We start from the raw sequence: 18,210 nt of genomic DNA, 5'->3' as shown, positions 1-18,210 counted from the left end.
AGGATCCGCGGTGCCACCGCCGTTCTGGTGCAAAAGGTTGATGATCTCCGGGCGGAATTGGGTATGCTCGGGGAACCTGACCAGCTGCACTGGTCGTCAGTCCACAGTGAATCAATGAGCGAAAGCGGGCCGAGCGAGCCCGTCACAAGGATAAGAATGCAACGTATCAAGTGCCGCGTAGAGGAACTGCGCGAATATGTCGACACCATCTGGCACGTGGCCCTGACGCCGCAGCAAGCGGTCAGCTTCAAGCCGGGCCAGTATCTGCTGGTGGTGATGAGCGATTCGGACAAGCGCCCCTTCTCCATCGCCAACTCACCGACCCGCCCCGGTGTGCTGGAGCTGCAGATCGGTGCCACCCCCGAGAACGCTTATGCAGGTCAGGTGCTGGCCCGCATGCGCGAGCAGGGCGAGATAGAGATTGAACTGGCGGCAGGCAAAGCCTTCCTGCGGGAAGAGTCGCCCCGTCCGTTGATCCTGATGGCGGGGGGAACCGGCTTCTCCTATGCCCGCTCCATCCTGGAGTTCCTGATCGATACCGGCAGCAAGCGCCCTGTGTTCTTCTACTGGGGCGTGCGCCAGGCGCACTGGCTCTATGAACAGGAGCAGATGCAGCAGTGGGCGCGCGACTATGCACCGCTGACCTTCATCCCCGTGGTGCAGGAGCCGGAAAGCGACTGGACCGGCAAGACGGGTCTGGTGCACAAGGCCATCATGGATGACTTCGTCAGTCTGCATGACTACGATATCTATGTGGCCGGCCGTTTCGAGATGGCTGGCGCGGCGCGGGAGGAGTTCAAGATCCTCGGTGCCGAGCCTGAGCGCATCTTCGGCGACGCCTACGAGTTTATCTGAGCGCTAGCCGGGGGTCTCTTCGGCGAGCCAGAAACAACAAACCCCAGCCAGGCTGGGGTTTGTTTTATGCGCCGTGCGAGCCGGCGATGTCAGCGTTTGTTATTCGCCTTTGGCGCCGAGCTGCTGTTCCAGCTGCGTCAGCTTGGCCTCGAGGGCGGTCAGCTTCTCGCGGGTGCGCAGCAGCACCTTGGTCTGCACGTCAAACTCCTCGCGACTGACCAGATCCAGCTTGTTGAGCTGGGACTGCAGCACCTGACGGATCTTCTTCTCCACCTCTTCACCCATGCTGCGAATGCCGGGCGGCAGGGAGTTGTGCACCTGTTTGGCGATCTCTTCCAGTTTCTTCGGGTCGATCATGTGGTTCTCCTTAAGCAATGGCGACATTCTACCGACAATTCAGCCGCTTTGCCGAGATCGGGGTGGCTTTTTGCCATCAGGAGCAGGGGAGTCGCTGGTCGGGTCTGGTATCCGGAATGAAGCTGTTAACCTATCGAGTCCCGTTTCTATTCCAATTCCTTGATGTTGTACACAAAAAAAGCAGATCAGATGACCGACCAGACGCTTAACAATTGTTGCGTTGCTGTTAAGATGGTTCGGTCGGGTTTTCACCCTCCCCCGTCAGCACATCATGGATAACAACTAAAAAGAGATAAGGATATGAAAAAGAAGCTAATTTATGCCGCAGTTGTCAGTGCCTTGTTGGCTGGCTGTGGTGGCAGTGACGATAACAAAGGCGACACCTCAAGCTATCTCGACTATCTGTTGACCGGTTCCAACGCTGTGCGCCCCAGCGCCCTGGCGGCCCGGGCCAGCGATGGTACCCTGAAATTCTCCACCGAGACCGCGGATCTCTCCAACCCCGTCTCCGCCATGTCGACCCTGGATGGCTGGTCCACGACCCAGGCTATCCAGATCGTGCCCGTCACCTCGTCCGGCATCACTGTGCAGGCACCGACGGCTGCCGAGTTTGGCGCCTCGGTGGCACCGCTCTACCTGCTGGAATTGACCTTCGACAGCACTGCGCTGCGCCCGAATGGCGTGAAGAAGGTGCTGACCTATGGCGTGGACTTCGTGGTCGCCGCCTCGGCCGGCAAGCTGAACCTGGTTCCGCTCAAGCCGTTGAACCCGTCCTCCTACTACATGATAGTGGCCACAGATTCGCTGAAAGACAGCCGTGGCGATGTCCTCAAGGCAGGCAGTGACTACGGCAACTACAAGAACAACGTCGGCAACAATGCCCAGGAGCAGACCATCAACGGTCTGATCGCGCTGCAGGAAGGGTTGTTCAAGTCCGCGACCGGTATCGCCACGGATCATGTGATCTTCTCCGACTGGTTCGGCACCCAATCCGGCGCCGATGTGCTGGTGGCGGTGAAGGGCGCGGCCGCTTCCGTGCTGAAGAGCCCGACCCGGGACGCTGCCGCCCTGTGGAAGCAGGATGCCCTGGGCAACACCAGCCTGCCAGGTACCTACATGGCTAGTTGGGATGCCAATGCTCCTCTCTTCTTAGATGCGCTTGATAACGTATCAGAGCTGTTACTGCCTCTAGATTCAAAAGAGGCGATTAAAGCTGGGATTGCTGCCGCCGGTTTAACCCCTGTGGCGAATGTCACTAAGGTCTACAGCGGAACGGTCAAGCTGCCTTATTTCCTCTCCTCGCCGGCGACCGCCGGTTCCTGGAGCAAGGCCAAGACCCAGTCCTGGCACGGTGCCATCCCCAGCCTGTACGCCATCGCCAATGCACTGAAAGCGTCTGACAGCGAAGTGATCGGTGGGCTGGTGGGGGCGGGTGTGGATCCGGCCCTGCTGGCGACGCTGATTGCCGATCCGACCCGCCAGAGCGAGCTGCTGGCCGAAGCGAGCAAGCTGATCGGGGTGACCCTCACCTCCGGCGGCAAGCCGCTGGATGCCGAGCAGAACATAGGCCGCTTCAACCCTCTGCCGATGCTGGAAGAGGTGCAATCCGTACCGATGCGCGTCTTCGCCAAGGATGCCCTCAACACCATCACGGATGTCATCATCTATCAGCACGGCGTGACCTCGGTGAAAGAGAACGCCTACGCGCTGGCACTGGGCCAGATCTATGCCGGCATGCAGGCGGGCAAGAAGGTGGCGCTGGTGGTGATCGATCATCCGCTGCACGGTGAGCGCGGCTTCGCCCTGAGTGGCAGCATGGATACTGTGACCACCCCCGACAACCCGACGCCGTATCTGAACCTGAGCTACCTGACAGTGGCGCGGGACAACCTGAAACAGAGCGTGGCGGACCTGCTGGGTCTGCGTCTGGCGGTTGGCCTGGCCAACGCCAAGAGCGCCATCGGGACGCCCGGCAACCTCAAGGTGCACTTCCTGGGGCACTCCCTGGGGGCCATTTCGGGTACCAACCTGCTGGCGGTCGCCAACCAGACCCTGGGCAACGCGCAGGCGGATGCCCTGTTCAAGTTCGACACAGGTGGCCTGGCCATGCCGGGTGGCGGCATAGCGCCGCTGCTGCTGAACTCGCCGACCTTCGGCCCGACCATCAAGATGGGCGTGCTGACCAGCGGCAGTGCCGAGCTGAAGGCCGGTTTCACCGCCTATGCTCCCAATTGCCAGACGGCGGTACCGACCTGCTTCGTCAACGAGTTCCTGCCGAGCCTGGACGTGGCCACTCAGGCGACCGCAGCCAGCACGCTGCAGAGCTACAGCTTTGCGGCCCAGTCGGTGCTGGATTCGGCTGACCCGATCAACCTCGGCCGTGGCATCAAGGCGGACTTCCCGCTGTTTGCCACCGAGATCGTGGGTGACGGTGCCCTGAGCCTGTCGGATCAGGTGATCCCGAACAGCATAGCGTCCGCCCCGCTGGGTGGTACCGAGCCGTTGTTCAAGGTGCTGGCGCTGCAACCCCTGACCGCCACTGGCGCGGCCAGCCACAACGCGGCCCGCTTCGTGGCCGGTGGTCACAGCTCGCTGCTGGCACCGGACGAGAACTTCGATCCGAGTGGCGACGTCACCACAGAGATGCAGTCCCAGTTCGGCAGCTTCTTCATGAGTGGCGGTACCGCGGTCCAGGTGACCAATGGTGGCCTGCTCAAGCAGTAAGCCAGTCGGCCAATAAAAACGCCGCCCCAAGGGGCGGCGTTTTGTTTTCTGGCGTAAAAACAGTGGCAGCAGGCTGCGGTAACAAACTCAGGCTGGTTTGTGATGGCGATCCAGCCAACCTTGCAGCAGGCCGACCAGCAGACCCACCACCACCAGGTGGGTCATGTTGACTGTGATGCGGCTGCCGAGTGGGTCGAAGAAAACCCGATGACGGCAAGGGGTCAAGCTGGCTGGTGGTTTCTGTCCAGCCAACCTTGCAGCAGGCCGACCAGCAGACCCACCAGGTGGGCCATGTTGGCCGTGCTGGTGCCGAGCAGGTCGAAGAAACCGAGCACCAGCCAGAACAGCATGAAGCCCATCAGCGCCGGTGGCAGGGTGAGGCCACAGGCAGGTTGCAGCTTGCCGCGCAGCCAGCAGTAGCCGAGCAGGGCATAGACAACGCCGGAGAGGCCGCCAAACAGCGGGCCGCTCGCGAAGAACTCGGCGATGTTGGGCAGGGCCGCGCCCACCAGCAGCAGGATCAGCAGCTTGCCGCCGCCGAGGCGCTGCTCTATCTGCCCCCCCAGATACCACCACCACAGCAGGTTGAACACCAGGTGCAGCACCGAGAAGTGGATAAAGGCCGGGGTGAAGTAACGCCACGCCTGCCAGTCGGTGAACTGGGCCAGGGTCGGGTGGAACGCCAGCTCGTCAAAGATCGGCAGGCCTATGGCATTGAGCGCATAGATGGCCAGACAGGCGATGATCACCACCAGGGTCAGCGGCCCCGCCTGATGGAGGAAGTCGGTGACGGGATCCGTCATCCCCTTGCTGTAGTCGATACGGGCATCCGCCCGACCCGACTGCCAGGAGGCCTCCATGTAGCGCGGGTGGGCCGGCTCTGCCAGGAAGCGTTTCACCTCCAGCTGGGCTTGGGCGAGGCGCTGCTCGTCCGCCAGCCAGACCGAGACGCCGAGCTCGGACTGGGTCAGCTCGCACGAGATGCCGAGAGTGGCGAGGTAGTCCACCAGCGCCTGGGCCATGCGGGCGTTGTCGAGCACCAGCAGCTGGATCATGCCGGTTGAGGAGGGCCTGCCCGCCCCTGTCATGCGTCGCCTGCCTGGACGGGGAACTCTTTGCGCCACGCCTCGAAGCCGCCATCCAGGCTGTAGACCTGGTCATAGCCCTGTTGCAGCAGGTACTGGGCCGCGCCCTGGCTGCTGTTGCCGTGATAGCAGATCACTATCACAGGGGTATCGAAATCCACCTCGTCCATAAAGCGAACCAGAGAACCATTGGTAAGGTGGAAGGCGCCGACCGCGTGGGCGGCCTCGAAGGATTGCGGATCGCGAATATCCACGAGGCGGGCTTCACCGGCAGCGATCTTCTGGTGGGCATCATGGGCACTGATATGGGCAAACTGGTCCATTAACATGTCCTGTGAATAGGTGATTGTGGGTCAGTTTACCGCAAGCGTGCGTCCGTGCTAAGCCCGCAATGTGTCGGCTCGTCCCGCCGGAGGAGATCGCAATTTTCTTCAATATCGGCGCCAGGCTCATGGGTAGGGTAAGGATTCAACACCTTCAACGAGTGTCATCCATGGAAATGAGTCTGCTGTTGTCCATGGCCGGGTTTGCCCTGGCCATGTCCATCTCTCCCGGCCCGGTCAATCTGGTCGCCCTCGGTGCGGGGGCGCAATATGGTTTTCGCGCCAGCCTGCGCCATGTGGTGGGGGCCACCCTGGGCTTCATCCTGCTATTGCTGCTGATGGGGCTGGGCCTGGGGGCCGCCTTGTCGCACTGGCCAGTGGCGCTCAGCGGCATCCGCTGGGGAGGCATCCTCTTTCTCTGCTATCTGGCCTGGTTGCTGATGACGGACAAGGGAGAACTGAAGCGTGAGGGCGTCACCCCACCCGCCTTTTTATACGGCGCCCTGATGCAGTGGCTTAATCCCAAGGCCTGGCTGGCGGCCAGCATGGGCATGGGAGCCTATGGGGCCGTGGGCAATGTGGGTCAGACGATATGGTTCACCAGCCTCTATCTGGTGATCTGTCTTGCTTCCATCGCCTGCTGGGCTTATGTCGGCAGCTGTCTGCAGGAAGCCCTGCTCGCACCTCGCCGTCTGCGCTGGTTCAACCGCGGTATGGCGATGCTGCTGTTGCTCAGCGTTGGCTATCTTGTGCTGGAGCGCTGAGGGAGGCACTGGTATTGGCCCGGAGTCGCGGCGACCAGCCGCTTGAACTGGCGCTGGAAGTGGGCCTGATCGGCGAAGCCCGTCGCCAGCGCCACCTCGACCAGGGGGCGCCCCTGAACGAGCAGGGCACGGGCATGGCGAATGCGCTGGTTGAGCAGGTAGGCGTGAGGGGTCATGCCGTAATGGCGGCTGAAGGCGCGCACGAAGTGAGACGGGGTCAGACCGGCGACTGTGCTCAGGTGCTGCAAGGTGAGGGGGCTGGCGTACTCGTCCTGCATCAGCTCGGCGGCGCGCCTCAGATGCAGGGGCGGGCGCGCGTCCCATCTGGCGGGGGTGAGCCTGGCCAGCAGCTGGTGGCTGAACAGATGGCAGGCCACCTCCTTGGCGAGGCGATCCTGGCGGTCATCCTGCAGGGTGCGATAGAGGTGTTGCAAGCGGGCATACAGCAGGGGATCCCGGCTGGCCGTCATGTCGAAGGGGCGAAAATGGGCCCCCAGTCCGGCTTCCTCCTGCTGGCTGCGCAGCCAGTCGGTATCGAGGTAGAACATCAGATAGGACCAGGGCTGGTCTGCGATGGGGTTGCAGGCGTGCACCTCTTCCGGGTTCATCAGCACCAGGGAGCCAGAACCGACCTCCTGTCTGCTGCGCTGGTTGAGGTAGTGGCTGTGGCCGCCGGTGATGGCGCCGATGGAGAAGTGGGCGTGGCTGTGCTTGTCGTAACAGACGCGGCGGCCATCCTGCACCGCCCGCGCCTCTATGAAGGGCAGGGCCGGGTCGCGCCAGAACAGGTGGCGATCCCGCTCTGCACCGGCCCTGCTCATGGGTTAACCACCCAGGTAGGCCTGCCGTACTGCGGGGTTGGCCAGCAGGGCGGCCCCCGTGTCTTGCAGCACCACGTGGCCGTTCTCCAGCACATAGCCCCGATCGGCCAGCTTGAGCGCCTGGTTGGCGTTCTGCTCAACCAGGAAGATGGTCATCCCCTTCTGGCGCAGCTGCTCTATGGTGTCGAAGATCTGCTGGATGACGATGGGGGCCAGCCCCAGCGAGGGTTCATCCAGCAGCAGCAGGCGCGGCTTGCTCATCAGGGCGCGGCCTATGGCCAGCATCTGCTGTTCGCCGCCGGACATGGTGCCGGCACGCTGCTGCAACCGCTCGTGCAGGCGCGGGAACAGGGTGAACACCTGATCCAGCAGGTCGTGCTGCTCCTCCTTGTCGACGAAGAAGGCGCCCATCAGCAGGTTCTCCTCCACCGTCAGGCGGGCGAAGATGCGGCGCCCCTCCGGCACCACGGCTATGTCCTTGCGCATGATGCGGGCCGTGGTGAGGGCGCTTATCTGCTCCCCCTCGAACCAGATGCTGCCGCTGCTGGGCTTGGGTTCGCCGCACAGTGTCATCAGCAAGGTGGTCTTGCCGGCGCCGTTGGCACCTATCAGGGTGACGATTTCCCCCTCTTTCACTTCGACGCTGACGTCGTGCAGCGCCTGAATTTTGCCGTAGTGGGTCGATACGTTGCGAAGTTCTAACATCTTTTTGTCCTTACGACTCGCCCAGATAGGCCTTGATCACGGCCGGATTGTTGCGGATCTCATCCGGCTTGCCGTGGGCCAGCGGGGTGCCCTGATTGACCACGAAGATGCGGTTGGAGATGCCCATCACCAGCTTCATGTCGTGTTCGATAAGCAGGACGGAGACACCAAACTCGTCCCGCAGGCTGATGATCAGTTCGTTCAGCTCATCTGTCTCGTGCGGGTTGAGGCCGGCGGCCGGCTCGTCCAGCATCAGCAGATCGGGCCGGGTCGCCATGCAGCGGGCGATCTCGAGCCGGCGTTGCTGACCATAGGCCAGGTTGCCGGCGGCGCGATTGGAGAGATCCTTGAGGCCCACCTTCTCCAGCCAGAAGGCGGCGTGTTCCAGCCCCTCCTGCTCGGCACGGCGAAAGGCCGGGGTCTTGAACAGGCCGGCGATGAAACTGGTGTTGAGGTGGCGATGCTGGGCCACCAGCAGGTTCTCCACCGCCGTCATGTCCTTGAACAGCCGCACGTGCTGGAAGGTGCGCACTATCCCCTTGCGGGCGATGAGGTGACCGGGCAGACCCTGGATTTCCTCACCCTTGTAGCGAATGATGCCGCCGCTCGGGCGGTAGAAGCCGGTCAGGCAGTTGAAGACGGTCGTCTTGCCCGCGCCGTTGGGACCTATGATGGAGATCACCTCCCCCTTGTCCACGTCCAGTTTGACGCCGTTGACCGCCAACAAACCGCCGAAGCGCATCGACAGATCAGAGACTTCCATTAACTTCTGATTGGCACTCATTTTTTCAGCCCCCGATTCAAGGTGGAGCAAGTCACCGCCAGCAATCCGGCCAAATAGCGCATCGACAAATCAGAGACTTCTAACAACGTCTGATTGCTCATTTTTGTAGCTCCAGGTGAGGTCTGGTCATCGGCAGCAGTCCCTGTGGCCGCCAGATCATCATGAACACCATCAGCAGACCGAACATCAGCATGCGGTACTCGTTGAATTCACGGGCCAGCTCCGGCAGTACCGTCATCACTATGGCGGCCAGCACCACCCCGATCTGGGAGCCCATGCCCCCCAGCACCACGATCGCAAGGACGATGGCCGACTCGATGAAGACGAAGGACTCCGGGCTGATGAAGCCCTGGCGCGAGGCGAAGAAGCTGCCGGCGAAGCCAGCGAAGCAGGCGCCTATGGTGAAGGCGGTCAGCTTGATGATGGTGGGGTTGAGCCCCAGCGACTTGCAGGCGATCTCGTCCTCCCGCAGCGCTTCCCAGGCGCGGCCCAGCGGCATGCGCAGCAGGCGGTTGATGACGAACAGGGTGGCCACCACCAGCACCAGCGCCATCAGGTAGAGGAAGATCACCTTGTGGTTGGCGTTGTAGGCGATGCCGAAGAAGTCGTGGAAGGTGCCGAAGCCCCCGTCCTTGACGGTGCGGTTGAACTCGAGTCCGCCCAGCGTCGGCTTGGGAATGCCGGAGATGCCGTTCGGGCCGCCGGTGAGGCTGGTCATGTTGTTGAGCAGGATGCGGATGATCTCGCCAAAGCCCAGGGTGACTATGGCCAGGTAGTCCCCCCGCAGCCGCAGCACCGGGAAGCCGAGCAGGAAGCCGAAGGTGGCTGCCGTCAGGCCGGCGATGGGCAAGCACTCCCAGAAGCTCAGGCCGAAGTAGGTGTTGAGCAGGGCATAGCTGTAGGCGCCGACCGCGTAGAAGCCGACGTAGCCCAGATCCAGCAGACCGGCCAGACCCACCACCACGTTCAGGCCCAGGCCCAGCATGATGTAGATCAGGGTGAGGGTGGCGAGATCGATGGCGCCTCGCGAGGCCATGAAGGGCCAGCTCACCGCAAACAGCAGTACCAGCACGGCGGTGAGGTTATAGAGCTTGGGTGCCTCTTCCGGGCTGGGCAGCACCAGCTTGGTGAAGCCGATGGAGAAGCCGCTGATGGAGCCTTTGAACAGCCGGCTGATCTGGCCGCGCAACATCTGGAACCAGAACACCAGGGCGGCACCGCCCACCAGCCAGGCCAGCGACACGTCGAGGCGGCTGACTACCAGCAAGCGGGTGCCGTCGGTCTCGAGTTTGAAGCCGAGCAGCCAGAAGGAGAGCACCAGCAATACCAGGCTGGCGATACAGGCGTGAATGAATTGGCGTTTCATCAGACTTTCTCCACTTCCGGTCGGCCGAGAATGCCGGTGGGCATGAACAGCAAGACGCCGATCAGCAGGGCGAAGGCCATCACATCCTTGTACTCGGTGCTGAGATAGCCGGCGGTGAGTGCTTCCACCACACCCAGCAGCAGGCCGCCCAGCACGGCGCCGGGAATGCTGCCGATGCCGCCCAATACCGCAGCGGTAAAGGCTTTCAGACCGGCCATGAAGCCGAGATAGGGGTTGATGACGCCGTAATACATGCCGAGCAGCACGCCCGCGACGGCGGCCAGGGTGGCCCCCAGCACGAAGGTGATGGAGATGACCACATGGGTGTCTATCCCCAGCAGGTTGGCCATCTTGATGTCTTCCGAACAGGCGCGGCAGGCACGACCCATGCGGGAGCGGCCGATGAACTGGGTCAGCGCCAGCATGGTGATGAAGGTCACCACGAAGATGATGAGCTGCATGTAGGAGAGGCTGGCCTGGAAGCCGTCTTCGGCGCCCAGGGTCCAGCCCCCGGAGATCAGGGTGGGCATGGCGATATCGCGCGAGCCCTGTGCCATTCGCATCATGTTCTGCAGGAAGATCGACATGCCGATGGCGGAGATGAGGGGGATGAGGCGGTTGCCGCCCCGCAGCGGGCGATAGGCGACCCGCTCTATGGTCCAGCCATAGGTTCCCGTGATGATGATGCTGACCAGGAAGGCGCCTCCCAGCAGCAGGAAGGTGCTGTCGATGCCCATCATGGCGAGCCCGGCCATCACCATAAAGGCGACATAGGAGCCGATCATGTAAACCTCGCCGTGGGCGAAGTTGATCATGCCGATGATGCCATAGACCATGGTGTAGCCGATGGCGATCAACGCATAGGTGCTGCCTATGGTTAACCCGTTCAGCAGCTGCTGAACCAGGTAAAGGAGGTGTTCGGACATACTGCGATCCCTGTACTTGCCCGCAAAGAAAGGAGGGGTGACTCATGTCACCCCGACCGGCAGATTATTTGACTTGAGTGGAGGTACCGTCGGCGTGCCACTGGAACACACCGAATTCAAAGCCTTTCAGGTCGCCACTCGGCGCCCAGCTCAGGGTGCCCATGACGGTATCGATCGGCGTGGCCTTGATGGCGGCGGCGACTGCAGCCGGGTCATCCTCACCCGCCTTGGCGATACCGGCAGCCAGGGTCTGTACCGCCGCATAGGTAGTCCAGACGAAGGGGCCTGAGGAGTCCTGGCCCTTGGCCTTGAACGCCGCCACCAGCGGGGCGTTGGTCGGCACCAGATCGTACTTGTTCGGCAGGGTGACCAGCAGACCTTCGGAAGCCGGGCCACCGATGGCGGAGATGTCCTTGTTGCCTACCCCTTCCGGACCCATGAACTTGGCTTTCAAGCCCTTCTCGCCAGCCTGACGCAGGATCAGACCCAGCTCGGGGTGGTAGCCGCCGTAGTAGACGAAATCGACGTTCTCTTTCTGCAGCTTGGCGATCAGGGCGGAGAAGTCCTTGTCACCGGCTGTGATGCCTTCAAACGCCACCACTTTCACGCCGGCCTTGTCCAGGGATGCCTTCACGCTGGTGGCGATGCCTTCACCGTACTGCTTCTTGTCGTGGATGACGGCCACGCGCTTGGGCTTGACCTGCTCGATGATGTACTTGGCGGCGGTCGGACCCTGGTCGCTGTCCAGACCTATGGTACGCAGCACCAGCTGATAGCCGCGCTCGGTGATCTTGGGGTTGGTGGAGGCGGGGGTGATCATCAGCACGCCTTCATCTTCATAGATGTCGGAGGCGGGCAGGGTGTTGTCGGAGCAGAGGTGGCCGACCACGAACTTGACGCCGTCGTTGATCACCTTGTTGGCGACCGCCACGGCCTGCTTGGGATCGCAGGCATCGTCATAGATGACGGCTTCTATCTGCTTGCCTGCGATACCGCCAGCCTTGTTGATCTGCTCGACCGCCATCTTGCCGCCGGTGAACTGCATGTCACCGTACTGGGCGACCGGGCCTGTGACCGGGCCGGCGATGCCGATCTTGATGGTGTCAGCCGCGTTGGCGATGGATATCGATCCAAACAGAGCCAAAGAAACCGCTGCGCTTACTGTGATTTTGCTCAACTTATGCATTGATTCGTCCCTTAATCAGTGGATTGTTTCATTTTCCGTGTGCCATTCCGGGCCGGGATCCCGCCAGTCCGGTAATAGGTATGGTTCTATCATTCCTCGCTGGGCAATAACAAGCTGTTAAAGATACTAACCAGAGTGGGTGGGATAGTGCTTTTTTGAAACAAATAGCTAATTTCAAATGCCATTGTAGACATTAATACCGATTTGTTCAGTTAACATCTTCACAACAAGGTGTGCTGGTGACAAATGGTAGATGAAAAAACTGACGATATTTTACCCTGACACTGCTCCCATTTTGACCAAAATCCGTTTGCGCAAATAGAAATGAGCGCCTAGATTAGCCAGCATTGACAATTCATTGGCAGTGCCTGTTAAAACCAAGCCTTTATTCGGGAAATCTGCTAATGTTCCGCTTTTGATCTTCAGGAGACAGAGATGGCCACTATCAAGGATGTCGCTTCCCGTGCAGGCGTATCCATCTCCACCGTCTCACATGTACTCAATCACACCCGTCGGGTCAGCGAAGATGCAACCCAAAAAGTGCTTGAGGCGGTGGCAGAACTCAACTACGCGCCCAACTCGGTAGCGCGCAGCCTCAAGATAAACTCAACCAAAACCATAGGCATGCTGGTCACCACCAGTGCCAACCCCTTCTTCGCGGAAGTGGTGCAGGGGGTGGAGGCGTACTGTTTCGAACAGGGTTATAGCCTGATCCTGTGCAACACCGAAAACCAGCCGCCCCGTCAGCAGCATTACCTGAGAATGCTGATGGAGAAGCGGGTCGACGGCCTGCTGGTGCTGGGAACCGATATCGACACTCCGCTGCGCGACATGCTGCGCATCCACAAGAACGTGCCGCAAGTGGTGCTGGATTGGGGCACAGAGTGCGATTTCGCCAACGTGATCAACGACAACGCCCGCATAGGCGCGCGGCTGGCGGTACGTCATCTGCTGGAGCAGGGCCATAAAGAGATCGTCTGCATCACCGGCCAGCTCTCCAAGCCGACCACCCAGCAGCGGCTGGACGGGGTACGCGATGCCCTGGGCGAGCATGGCCTGACCCTGAAGGACGAGCAGATCTTCGAAGGGGATTACGAGAGCCAGAGCGGTTTCGATGCCATGCAGCGCATCCTGGCCCTCACGCCTCGCCCGACGGCTGTGTTCGCCTTCGATGATCCCATGGCCATCGGCGCCATCTGCGCCGCCTGGGAAGCCGGGGTCAAGGTGCCGGACGACATCTCCATGATCGGCTATGACGATGTGGAAATGGCGCGCTTCTCCAGCCCGCCGCTCACCACCATTCGCCACCCCAAGGCCGAGCTCGGCCTGCTGGCGGTGAAGCATCTGGTGAGCCGGATCCGCAACAAGGCGCTGGAAGTCGAGTCCATGACGGTAGAGCCCGAGCTTATCGTCCGCCGCTCGGTCAAATCCCTGCGCTGACCGCCCCGCTGTATTGCACGGCGATAGTCGGCACCACGAAAAACCCCCTCGTCACCGAGGGGGTTTTTGTTTGTGGGGGTCAAGTCTTTGCATCAGGCCTTGAGCCCGAGCCGTCTGGCGAGCCGGTGCAGGTTGCCGCCGTCCAGCTCAAGCGCCCGGGCGGTGGCGGCCCAGTTGCCCTGCTGGGCCGCCAGGGTCTGCTCGATCAGCTGGAGCTGGAAGGCATCGGTGGCCGTGCGCAGTCCTATGCCAGCCGTCATCTGCTGCGCTGCCTGTTCCACAGGGATGCGACTGGATGAGGGGGCGCCGGTGGCCGCCAGGTTGAAGTGGTGGCAATCCAGCGCGGGGGCCTGACTGCCCTGCTCGGCCCGCGCCAGCACGGCAGCCCTGTGGATGGCGTGCTCCAGCTCCCGCACGTTGCCCGGCCAGTCGTAGCTGGCGAGCAGTTGCAGCGCCCTGGGCTGGATGCGCAGCCGCTCCAGCCCCAGGCTGACCCGGCAGCGTTCGCAAAAATAACCGGCAAGCAGGGGTATGTCGTCCGGCCGCTCCCGCAGGGCGGGAGCGTGGATCGGGAAGACGCTCAGGCGGTGGTAGAGATCGCTTCGAAACTGCCCCTCGACCACAGCCTGTTTCAGATCCCGGTTGGTGGCGGCCAGGATGCGCACGTTCACCTTGAGCGGGGTGTCGTCACCGATGCGCTGCAGATCGCCGTATTGCAGCACCCGCAGCAGCTTGGCCTGCAGCGGCAGGGAAAGCTCGCCTATCTCGTCCAGGAACAGGGTGCCCTTGTCGGCCAGCTCGAACTTGCCCGCCCGGTTGTGAATGGCGCCGGTGAAGGCCCCCTTCACGTGGCCGAACAGCTCGCTCTCCGCCACAGATTCCGGCAGGGCGGCGCAGTTGAGATAGACCAGGGACGCGCTGGCGCGGGGTGAACCCTGATGCACCGCCTTGGCGATCAGCTCCTTGCCGACCCCTGTCTCCCCCAGGATCAGCACGTTCAGCTCCGAGCTCGCCACCACGGCTATCTCGTGGCGCAGCCGCTCCATGGCGGGGGAGCGGCCTATCATCTCGGGTTGGTCCGGCCCATTCTGGCTGGAGGGGGCGAGGGGCTCGCTGCTCTGGCGGGCGAGCCGTTCCAGCAGCAGGGCGTTGCTGAGGGCGGCGGCGGCCAGGGCACCCACCAGTCGCAGCTCCTCGTCGCTGATGCCGTCGAACTGGGTCGGATTCATGCCGTCTATGGTCAGGGCGCCTATGAGCGTCTGATCCGAAAACAGTGGCAGGCCGACGCAAGCGTGCACCCTGAAGTCGTCGTGATCCGGGATCAGGCCATCATAGGGGTCGGGCAGGTTGCTGTCGGCGGGGAAGCGCACCACGTCGCCGGCCCGGGCTATGGCCTCCATGCGCGGATGGTCCGCCAGCGCGAAGCGGCGCCCCAGCACGTCCTGCATCAGGCCGTCGATGGCCAGCGGGATGAACTGGCCCCCCTCGTAGCGCAGCAGGGCCGAGGCGTCCGAGTGCAGCAGGCTGCGCACGCTCTGGATCAGGCGATGAAAGCGGTCCTGATGGGAGATGCCGAGTTGCAGGTCGAGGGCGATGCGCGCCAGGCTGTCGGTCGAGATCACGGTGATTGTCCAAATGACAGTGTGTTTGTGATTTTGACTATAAATAGTGGCTGTCTAAATGACAATGTCTGATGTGAGTATCAAGCAAAAACAATAAATTATGAGTTGGCACGTCAACTGCAATAGTCCGTTCAGTCGCACATTCGCTATTGCATTCTGAGGAACAACTTGATGACCATTCACGTCAAAAACAACATTCACTGGGTCGGCCAACGGGACTGGGAGGTGCGCGACTTTCACGGCACCGAGTACAAGACCCACAAGGGCACCAGCTACAACAGCTACCTCATCCGCGAAGGGAAGAACGTGCTGATCGATACCGTCGATCACAAGTTCAGCCGGGAGTTCGTGCAGAACCTGGCGGCGGAGATCGATCTCGCTTCCATCGACTTCGTGGTGATCAACCACGCCGAGGAGGATCACGCCGGCGCTCTGACCGAGCTGATGGCCCGCATCCCTGGCACCCCCATCTACTGCACCCACAACGCCATCGACTCCATCACAGGTCATCATCATCATCCTGAGTGGAACTTCCACCCGGTCAAGACAGGGGACAGCCTGGATATCGGCAACGGCAAGCAGCTGGTCTTCATCGAGACCCCCATGCTGCACTGGCCCGACAGCATGATGACCTACATGACTGAGGACGCCGTGCTCTTCTCCAACGACGCCTTCGGTCAGCACTACTGCGATGAGCACCTGTTCAACGACGAGGTGGATCAGACCGAGCTGATGGAGCAGTGCCAGCGCTACTACGCCAACATACTCACCCCCTTCAGCCCGCTGGTGACCGCCAAGATCAAGGAAGTGCTCGGCTTCAACCTGCCGGTGAGCATGGTGGCCACCTCCCACGGCATCGTCTGGCGCGAGGACCCCACCCAGATCATCCTGAAATACCTGGAGTGGGCGGATCAGTATCAGGAAGACCGCATCACATTGTTCTACGACTCCATGTCCAACAACACCCGCATGATGGCGGACGCCATCGCCCAGGGCATCCATGAGGTGGACCCGGGCGTGGCGGTGAAGATCTTCAACGTGGCGCGCCACGACAAGAACGAGATCCTGACCCAGGTGTTCCGCTCCAAGGGCATTCTGGTGGGCTCCTCCACCATGAACAACGTCATGATGCCCAAGGTAGCGGGCATGCTGGAGGAGATCACCGGCCTGCGCTTTCGCAACAAGCGCGCCTCGGCCTTCGGCAGCTACGGCTGGACCGGCGGCGCCGTGGACCGCATCCAGACCCGGCTGATGGATGCGAGTTTCGACATCAGCATCTCCCTCAAGGCCAAGTGGCGCCCGGATGGTTCGGCGCTGGCCGACTGCCGCGAGCACGGCCGCCAGCTGGCCCGCCAGTGGGCGCTGCACCCGCTCGAGGCACCCCGCCCGATCATCACAAACAACGCCGCAGTGACGGCGCCCGTGATCGAGGTGCCGGTTGCGCATGTCGCCACCCCGGCCGCCAGCACGCTGGACGACGACCAGAGCATGCTCTGTGTCGTCTGCCAGTGGGTCTATGACCCGGCACTGGGGGAGCCGGATCAGCTGGTGGCACCGGGCACTCCCTGGGCCCAGGTACCTGACAGCTTCCTCTGCCCCGGCTGTGGCATCGGCAAGGAGGTATTCGAACCCTGTGCCGTGGAGGCCTGTGTATGAACGCAGCAACCCTGAATGACGCCGGCATCAGCCGGGAAATCGTGGTGATCGGCAGCGGCTTCGCCGCCCAGCAGCTGGTCAAGAGCCTGCGCAAGCTGGATGGTGAACAGCCCATCCGCCTCATCACCGCCGATAGCGGCGACGAGTACAACAAGCCGGACTTGAGCCACGTGGTGAGCCGGGGCTGCGCCGCCGCGGCCATGACCCGGCAGAGCGGCAGCGACTTTGCCGAGCAGCAGCGCATCGCGCTGCTGCCCCACTGCTCTGTGCTGGGTATAGATCCCGCCCGGCGCACCCTGTTGACCTCGCAGGGCAGCTTCCCCTACGGCCAGCTGGTGCTGGCCACCGGCGCCAGCGCGGCGCGCCCCGAGATACCGGGCAGCGAGCATCTGGTGACCCTCAACAGCCAGCAGGAGTACGCCGCCGCCGAGGGGCTAATCCAGCAGGCCCGCCGCATCCTGGTGCTGGGGGCCGGCCTCATAGGCTGCGAGCTGGCGATGGACATGGCGAGCGATGGCCGCGAGGTCACCCTGCTGGATCTGGCCGACAGCCCGCTCAGCGCCCTGTTGCCGGCCGCTCTGACCCAGCCGCTGCAACAGGCGCTGCGCAGTCAGGGGGTCAGCCTGCAATTCGGGCTGGGTATCGCCAGGATAGATGCCCAGCCCGGCGACGGCTGGCGGGTGGCCCTGACCGATGGCCGCACCAGCGAGCAGGATCTGGTGATCGCCGCGATCGGCCTGCGGCCGAATCTGGCCCTGGCCCGGGGGGCCGGGCTGGAGGTGGAGCGCGGCATCCTGGTCGACGACAACTTGCAGACCAGCGATCCCCATATCTTCGCACTGGGTGATTGCGTGCAGTGGCGGGGCCAGCTGCTCCCCTTCCTGCAACCCATAGTGCTGGGGGCCAATGCGCTGGCGCGTACCCTGCTTGGCACGCCGACCCCGCTGACCCTGCCGCCCATGCTGGTGAAGGTGAAGACGCCGCGTTACCCCTTGCAGCTGGCGGGCCGCACCAAGGGCGAGGATCTCGCCTGGCAGTGCCGCTGGAACAGCCACGGCATGGTGGCCGAGGCGCATGGCGAGGATGGCGAGCTGTGCGGCTTCGTGGTGGGGGGTGATCAGATGAGCGCCGCCTTCCCGCTGCTGCGTCAGTTGCCCCGTTGATCCACTTTATCGATTGAGGCCGGGCCGACCGGCCATCTGAGGAGAATGTCTATGTCACTGCACCTTATTCCTGCCCATTCTATTCCTACAGATTGGGTGGTGCGTCGTTCCACCCCCTTCTTCACCCGCCAGAGCGTACCCGCAGCCCTGCTCACCCATCACAACACCGCAGCCGGCGTCTTCGGTCAGCTCTGCGTGATGGAGGGCACAGTCACCTATCACGGCTTTGCCGACGAGCAGGCCGAGGAGCCTGAGATAAGCCTGGTGATCCATGCCGGCCAGTTTGCCACCAGCCCGCCCCAGTACTGGCACAGGGTCGAGCTGTCGGAGGATGCCCGCTTCAACATCCACTTCTGGGCCGAGCAGGCCGAATCGGACCAGCCGCTGTTCAACAGCCGCAAGGCATAAGGTTCAACCCTCGCCAGGAGCATTG

The 18,210-nt window shown here is 62.4% G+C and carries 17 protein-coding genes and 1 pseudogene; 7 read left to right on the top strand and 11 right to left on the bottom strand.

Going from position 1 to position 18,210, the window contains the following annotated elements:
- Window positions 1-156 precede the first annotated feature (156 nt).
- Window positions 157-855: an NAD(P)H-flavin reductase gene (gene fre, locus IU367_RS21615; protein WP_043135798.1), complete on the top strand. Its 699-nt coding sequence runs from the start codon at window positions 157-159 to the stop codon at window positions 853-855.
- 99 nt (window positions 856-954) lie between these two features.
- Here fre and ubiK read toward each other — a convergent pair whose 3' ends face one another.
- The gene (ubiK, locus tag IU367_RS21610) at window positions 955-1,212 is read right to left on the bottom strand and encodes a ubiquinone biosynthesis accessory factor UbiK (protein ID WP_042867376.1); all 258 of its coding nucleotides are present in this window, start codon (window positions 1,210-1,212) and stop codon (window positions 955-957) included.
- A gap of 300 nt (window positions 1,213-1,512) precedes the next feature.
- Between ubiK and IU367_RS21605 the strand changes: the two genes are divergently transcribed.
- Window positions 1,513-3,936, top strand: coding sequence for a VolA/Pla-1 family phospholipase (locus tag IU367_RS21605; RefSeq protein ID WP_274453068.1), 2,424 nt, complete (start codon window positions 1,513-1,515; stop codon window positions 3,934-3,936).
- A gap of 87 nt (window positions 3,937-4,023) precedes the next feature.
- Here the strand turns inward: IU367_RS21605 and IU367_RS21600 are convergent.
- The 3 genes and pseudogenes from IU367_RS21600 to glpE form a co-directional block, all read right to left on the bottom strand.
- Window positions 4,024-4,137 (bottom strand): annotated as a pseudogene (locus IU367_RS21600) (rhomboid family intramembrane serine protease GlpG); the annotation flags it as partial.
- Between the two features lie 20 nt (window positions 4,138-4,157).
- Entirely contained in the window at window positions 4,158-4,991 is an 834-nt protein-coding gene (glpG, locus tag IU367_RS21595; RefSeq protein WP_103472987.1) for a rhomboid family intramembrane serine protease GlpG, read from the bottom strand.
- Window positions 4,992-5,020: 29 nt separating this feature from the next.
- The gene (gene glpE / locus IU367_RS21590; RefSeq protein WP_043557281.1) at window positions 5,021-5,344 is read right to left on the bottom strand and encodes a thiosulfate sulfurtransferase GlpE; all 324 of its coding nucleotides are present in this window, start codon (window positions 5,342-5,344) and stop codon (window positions 5,021-5,023) included.
- 170 nt (window positions 5,345-5,514) lie between these two features.
- Here glpE and IU367_RS21585 point away from each other — a divergent pair, with 170 nt between their 5' ends.
- Window positions 5,515-6,108, top strand: coding sequence for a LysE family translocator (locus IU367_RS21585; RefSeq protein WP_274453067.1), 594 nt, complete (start codon window positions 5,515-5,517; stop codon window positions 6,106-6,108).
- Here IU367_RS21585 and IU367_RS21580 read toward each other — a convergent pair.
- The 6 genes from IU367_RS21580 to IU367_RS21555 form a co-directional block, all read right to left on the bottom strand.
- Window positions 6,087-6,929: an AraC family transcriptional regulator gene (locus IU367_RS21580; protein WP_043557279.1), complete on the bottom strand. Its 843-nt coding sequence runs from the start codon at window positions 6,927-6,929 to the stop codon at window positions 6,087-6,089. The genes IU367_RS21585 and IU367_RS21580 overlap by 22 nt on opposite strands.
- A 3-nt stretch (window positions 6,930-6,932) precedes the next feature.
- Complete coding sequence (locus IU367_RS21575) at window positions 6,933-7,634, bottom strand: ABC transporter ATP-binding protein (RefSeq protein WP_274453066.1); 702 nt, start codon at window positions 7,632-7,634, stop codon at window positions 6,933-6,935.
- 10 nt (window positions 7,635-7,644) lie between these two features.
- A complete protein-coding gene (gene livG / locus IU367_RS21570) occupies window positions 7,645-8,418 on the bottom strand; it encodes a high-affinity branched-chain amino acid ABC transporter ATP-binding protein LivG (RefSeq protein ID WP_065402307.1) in 774 nt (257 codons plus the stop codon).
- Window positions 8,419-8,515: 97 nt separating this feature from the next.
- Window positions 8,516-9,784 (bottom strand): high-affinity branched-chain amino acid ABC transporter permease LivM, encoded by a 1,269-nt coding sequence (locus IU367_RS21565; RefSeq protein WP_043135809.1) that lies wholly within the window; start codon window positions 9,782-9,784, stop codon window positions 8,516-8,518.
- A complete protein-coding gene (gene livH / locus IU367_RS21560) occupies window positions 9,784-10,710 on the bottom strand; it encodes a high-affinity branched-chain amino acid ABC transporter permease LivH (RefSeq protein ID WP_042867383.1) in 927 nt (308 codons plus the stop codon). Before livH ends, IU367_RS21565 begins: the two co-directional genes overlap by 1 nt.
- Before the next feature lie 64 nt (window positions 10,711-10,774).
- Window positions 10,775-11,896 (bottom strand): branched-chain amino acid ABC transporter substrate-binding protein, encoded by a 1,122-nt coding sequence (locus IU367_RS21555; protein WP_043135811.1) that lies wholly within the window; start codon window positions 11,894-11,896, stop codon window positions 10,775-10,777.
- 435 nt (window positions 11,897-12,331) lie between these two features.
- Between IU367_RS21555 and IU367_RS21550 the strand changes: the two genes are divergently transcribed.
- The gene (locus IU367_RS21550; protein WP_043135813.1) at window positions 12,332-13,336 is read left to right on the top strand and encodes a substrate-binding domain-containing protein; all 1,005 of its coding nucleotides are present in this window, start codon (window positions 12,332-12,334) and stop codon (window positions 13,334-13,336) included.
- Between the two features lie 92 nt (window positions 13,337-13,428).
- Here IU367_RS21550 and norR read toward each other — a convergent pair whose 3' ends face one another.
- Window positions 13,429-14,958, bottom strand: a complete 1,530-nt coding sequence (gene norR / locus IU367_RS21545) for a nitric oxide reductase transcriptional regulator NorR (protein WP_274453065.1) — start codon at window positions 14,956-14,958, stop codon at window positions 13,429-13,431.
- 171 nt (window positions 14,959-15,129) lie between these two features.
- Here norR and norV point away from each other — a divergent pair, with 171 nt between their 5' ends.
- The 3 genes from norV to IU367_RS21530 are packed head-to-tail and all read left to right on the top strand — an operon-like array spanning window position 15,130 to window position 18,185.
- The gene (gene norV / locus IU367_RS21540; RefSeq protein WP_274453064.1) at window positions 15,130-16,614 is read left to right on the top strand and encodes an anaerobic nitric oxide reductase flavorubredoxin; all 1,485 of its coding nucleotides are present in this window, start codon (window positions 15,130-15,132) and stop codon (window positions 16,612-16,614) included.
- Window positions 16,611-17,777 (top strand): NADH:flavorubredoxin reductase NorW, encoded by a 1,167-nt coding sequence (gene norW, locus IU367_RS21535; RefSeq protein WP_274453063.1) that lies wholly within the window; start codon window positions 16,611-16,613, stop codon window positions 17,775-17,777. The genes norV and norW overlap by 4 nt, the downstream gene beginning before the upstream one ends.
- Window positions 17,778-17,828: 51 nt before the next feature.
- Window positions 17,829-18,185, top strand: coding sequence for a TehB family protein (locus tag IU367_RS21530; RefSeq protein ID WP_274453062.1), 357 nt, complete (start codon window positions 17,829-17,831; stop codon window positions 18,183-18,185).
- Window positions 18,186-18,210 lie beyond the last annotated feature (25 nt).

This window comes from Aeromonas bestiarum (genome assembly GCF_028751155.1).
In the GTDB taxonomy this organism is placed as follows: Bacteria; Pseudomonadota; Gammaproteobacteria; order Enterobacterales; family Aeromonadaceae; genus Aeromonas; species Aeromonas bestiarum.
The sequence above is the reverse complement of the archived record's forward strand: the minus strand, read 5'-3'. Positions and strand labels throughout refer to the sequence as shown.

Bases quoted from the DNA above. Each gene is read 5' to 3' on its own strand.
- livH (WP_042867383.1), bottom strand. From the start codon at position 10,710: ATGTCCGAACACCTCCTTTACCTGGTTCAGCAGCTGCTGAACGGGTTA.
- fre (WP_043135798.1), top strand. From the start codon at position 157: ATGCAACGTATCAAGTGCCGCGTAGAGGAACTGCGCGAATATGTCGAC.
- IU367_RS21555 (WP_043135811.1), bottom strand. From the start codon at position 11,896: ATGCATAAGTTGAGCAAAATCACAGTAAGCGCAGCGGTTTCTTTGGCT.
- livG (WP_065402307.1), bottom strand. From the start codon at position 8,418: ATGAGTGCCAATCAGAAGTTAATGGAAGTCTCTGATCTGTCGATGCGC.
- ubiK (WP_042867376.1), bottom strand. From the start codon at position 1,212: ATGATCGACCCGAAGAAACTGGAAGAGATCGCCAAACAGGTGCACAAC.
- glpE (WP_043557281.1), bottom strand. From the start codon at position 5,344: ATGGACCAGTTTGCCCATATCAGTGCCCATGATGCCCACCAGAAGATC.
- IU367_RS21550 (WP_043135813.1), top strand. From the start codon at position 12,332: ATGGCCACTATCAAGGATGTCGCTTCCCGTGCAGGCGTATCCATCTCC.
- IU367_RS21575 (WP_274453066.1), bottom strand. From the start codon at position 7,634: ATGTTAGAACTTCGCAACGTATCGACCCACTACGGCAAAATTCAGGCG.
- norW (WP_274453063.1), top strand. From the start codon at position 16,611: ATGAACGCAGCAACCCTGAATGACGCCGGCATCAGCCGGGAAATCGTG.
- IU367_RS21530 (WP_274453062.1), top strand. From the start codon at position 17,829: ATGTCACTGCACCTTATTCCTGCCCATTCTATTCCTACAGATTGGGTG.
- IU367_RS21565 (WP_043135809.1), bottom strand. From the start codon at position 9,784: ATGAAACGCCAATTCATTCACGCCTGTATCGCCAGCCTGGTATTGCTG.
- norV (WP_274453064.1), top strand. From the start codon at position 15,130: ATGACCATTCACGTCAAAAACAACATTCACTGGGTCGGCCAACGGGAC.
- IU367_RS21585 (WP_274453067.1), top strand. From the start codon at position 5,515: ATGGAAATGAGTCTGCTGTTGTCCATGGCCGGGTTTGCCCTGGCCATG.
- IU367_RS21605 (WP_274453068.1), top strand. From the start codon at position 1,513: ATGAAAAAGAAGCTAATTTATGCCGCAGTTGTCAGTGCCTTGTTGGCT.
- IU367_RS21580 (WP_043557279.1), bottom strand. From the start codon at position 6,929: ATGAGCAGGGCCGGTGCAGAGCGGGATCGCCACCTGTTCTGGCGCGAC.
- glpG (WP_103472987.1), bottom strand. From the start codon at position 4,991: ATGATCCAGCTGCTGGTGCTCGACAACGCCCGCATGGCCCAGGCGCTG.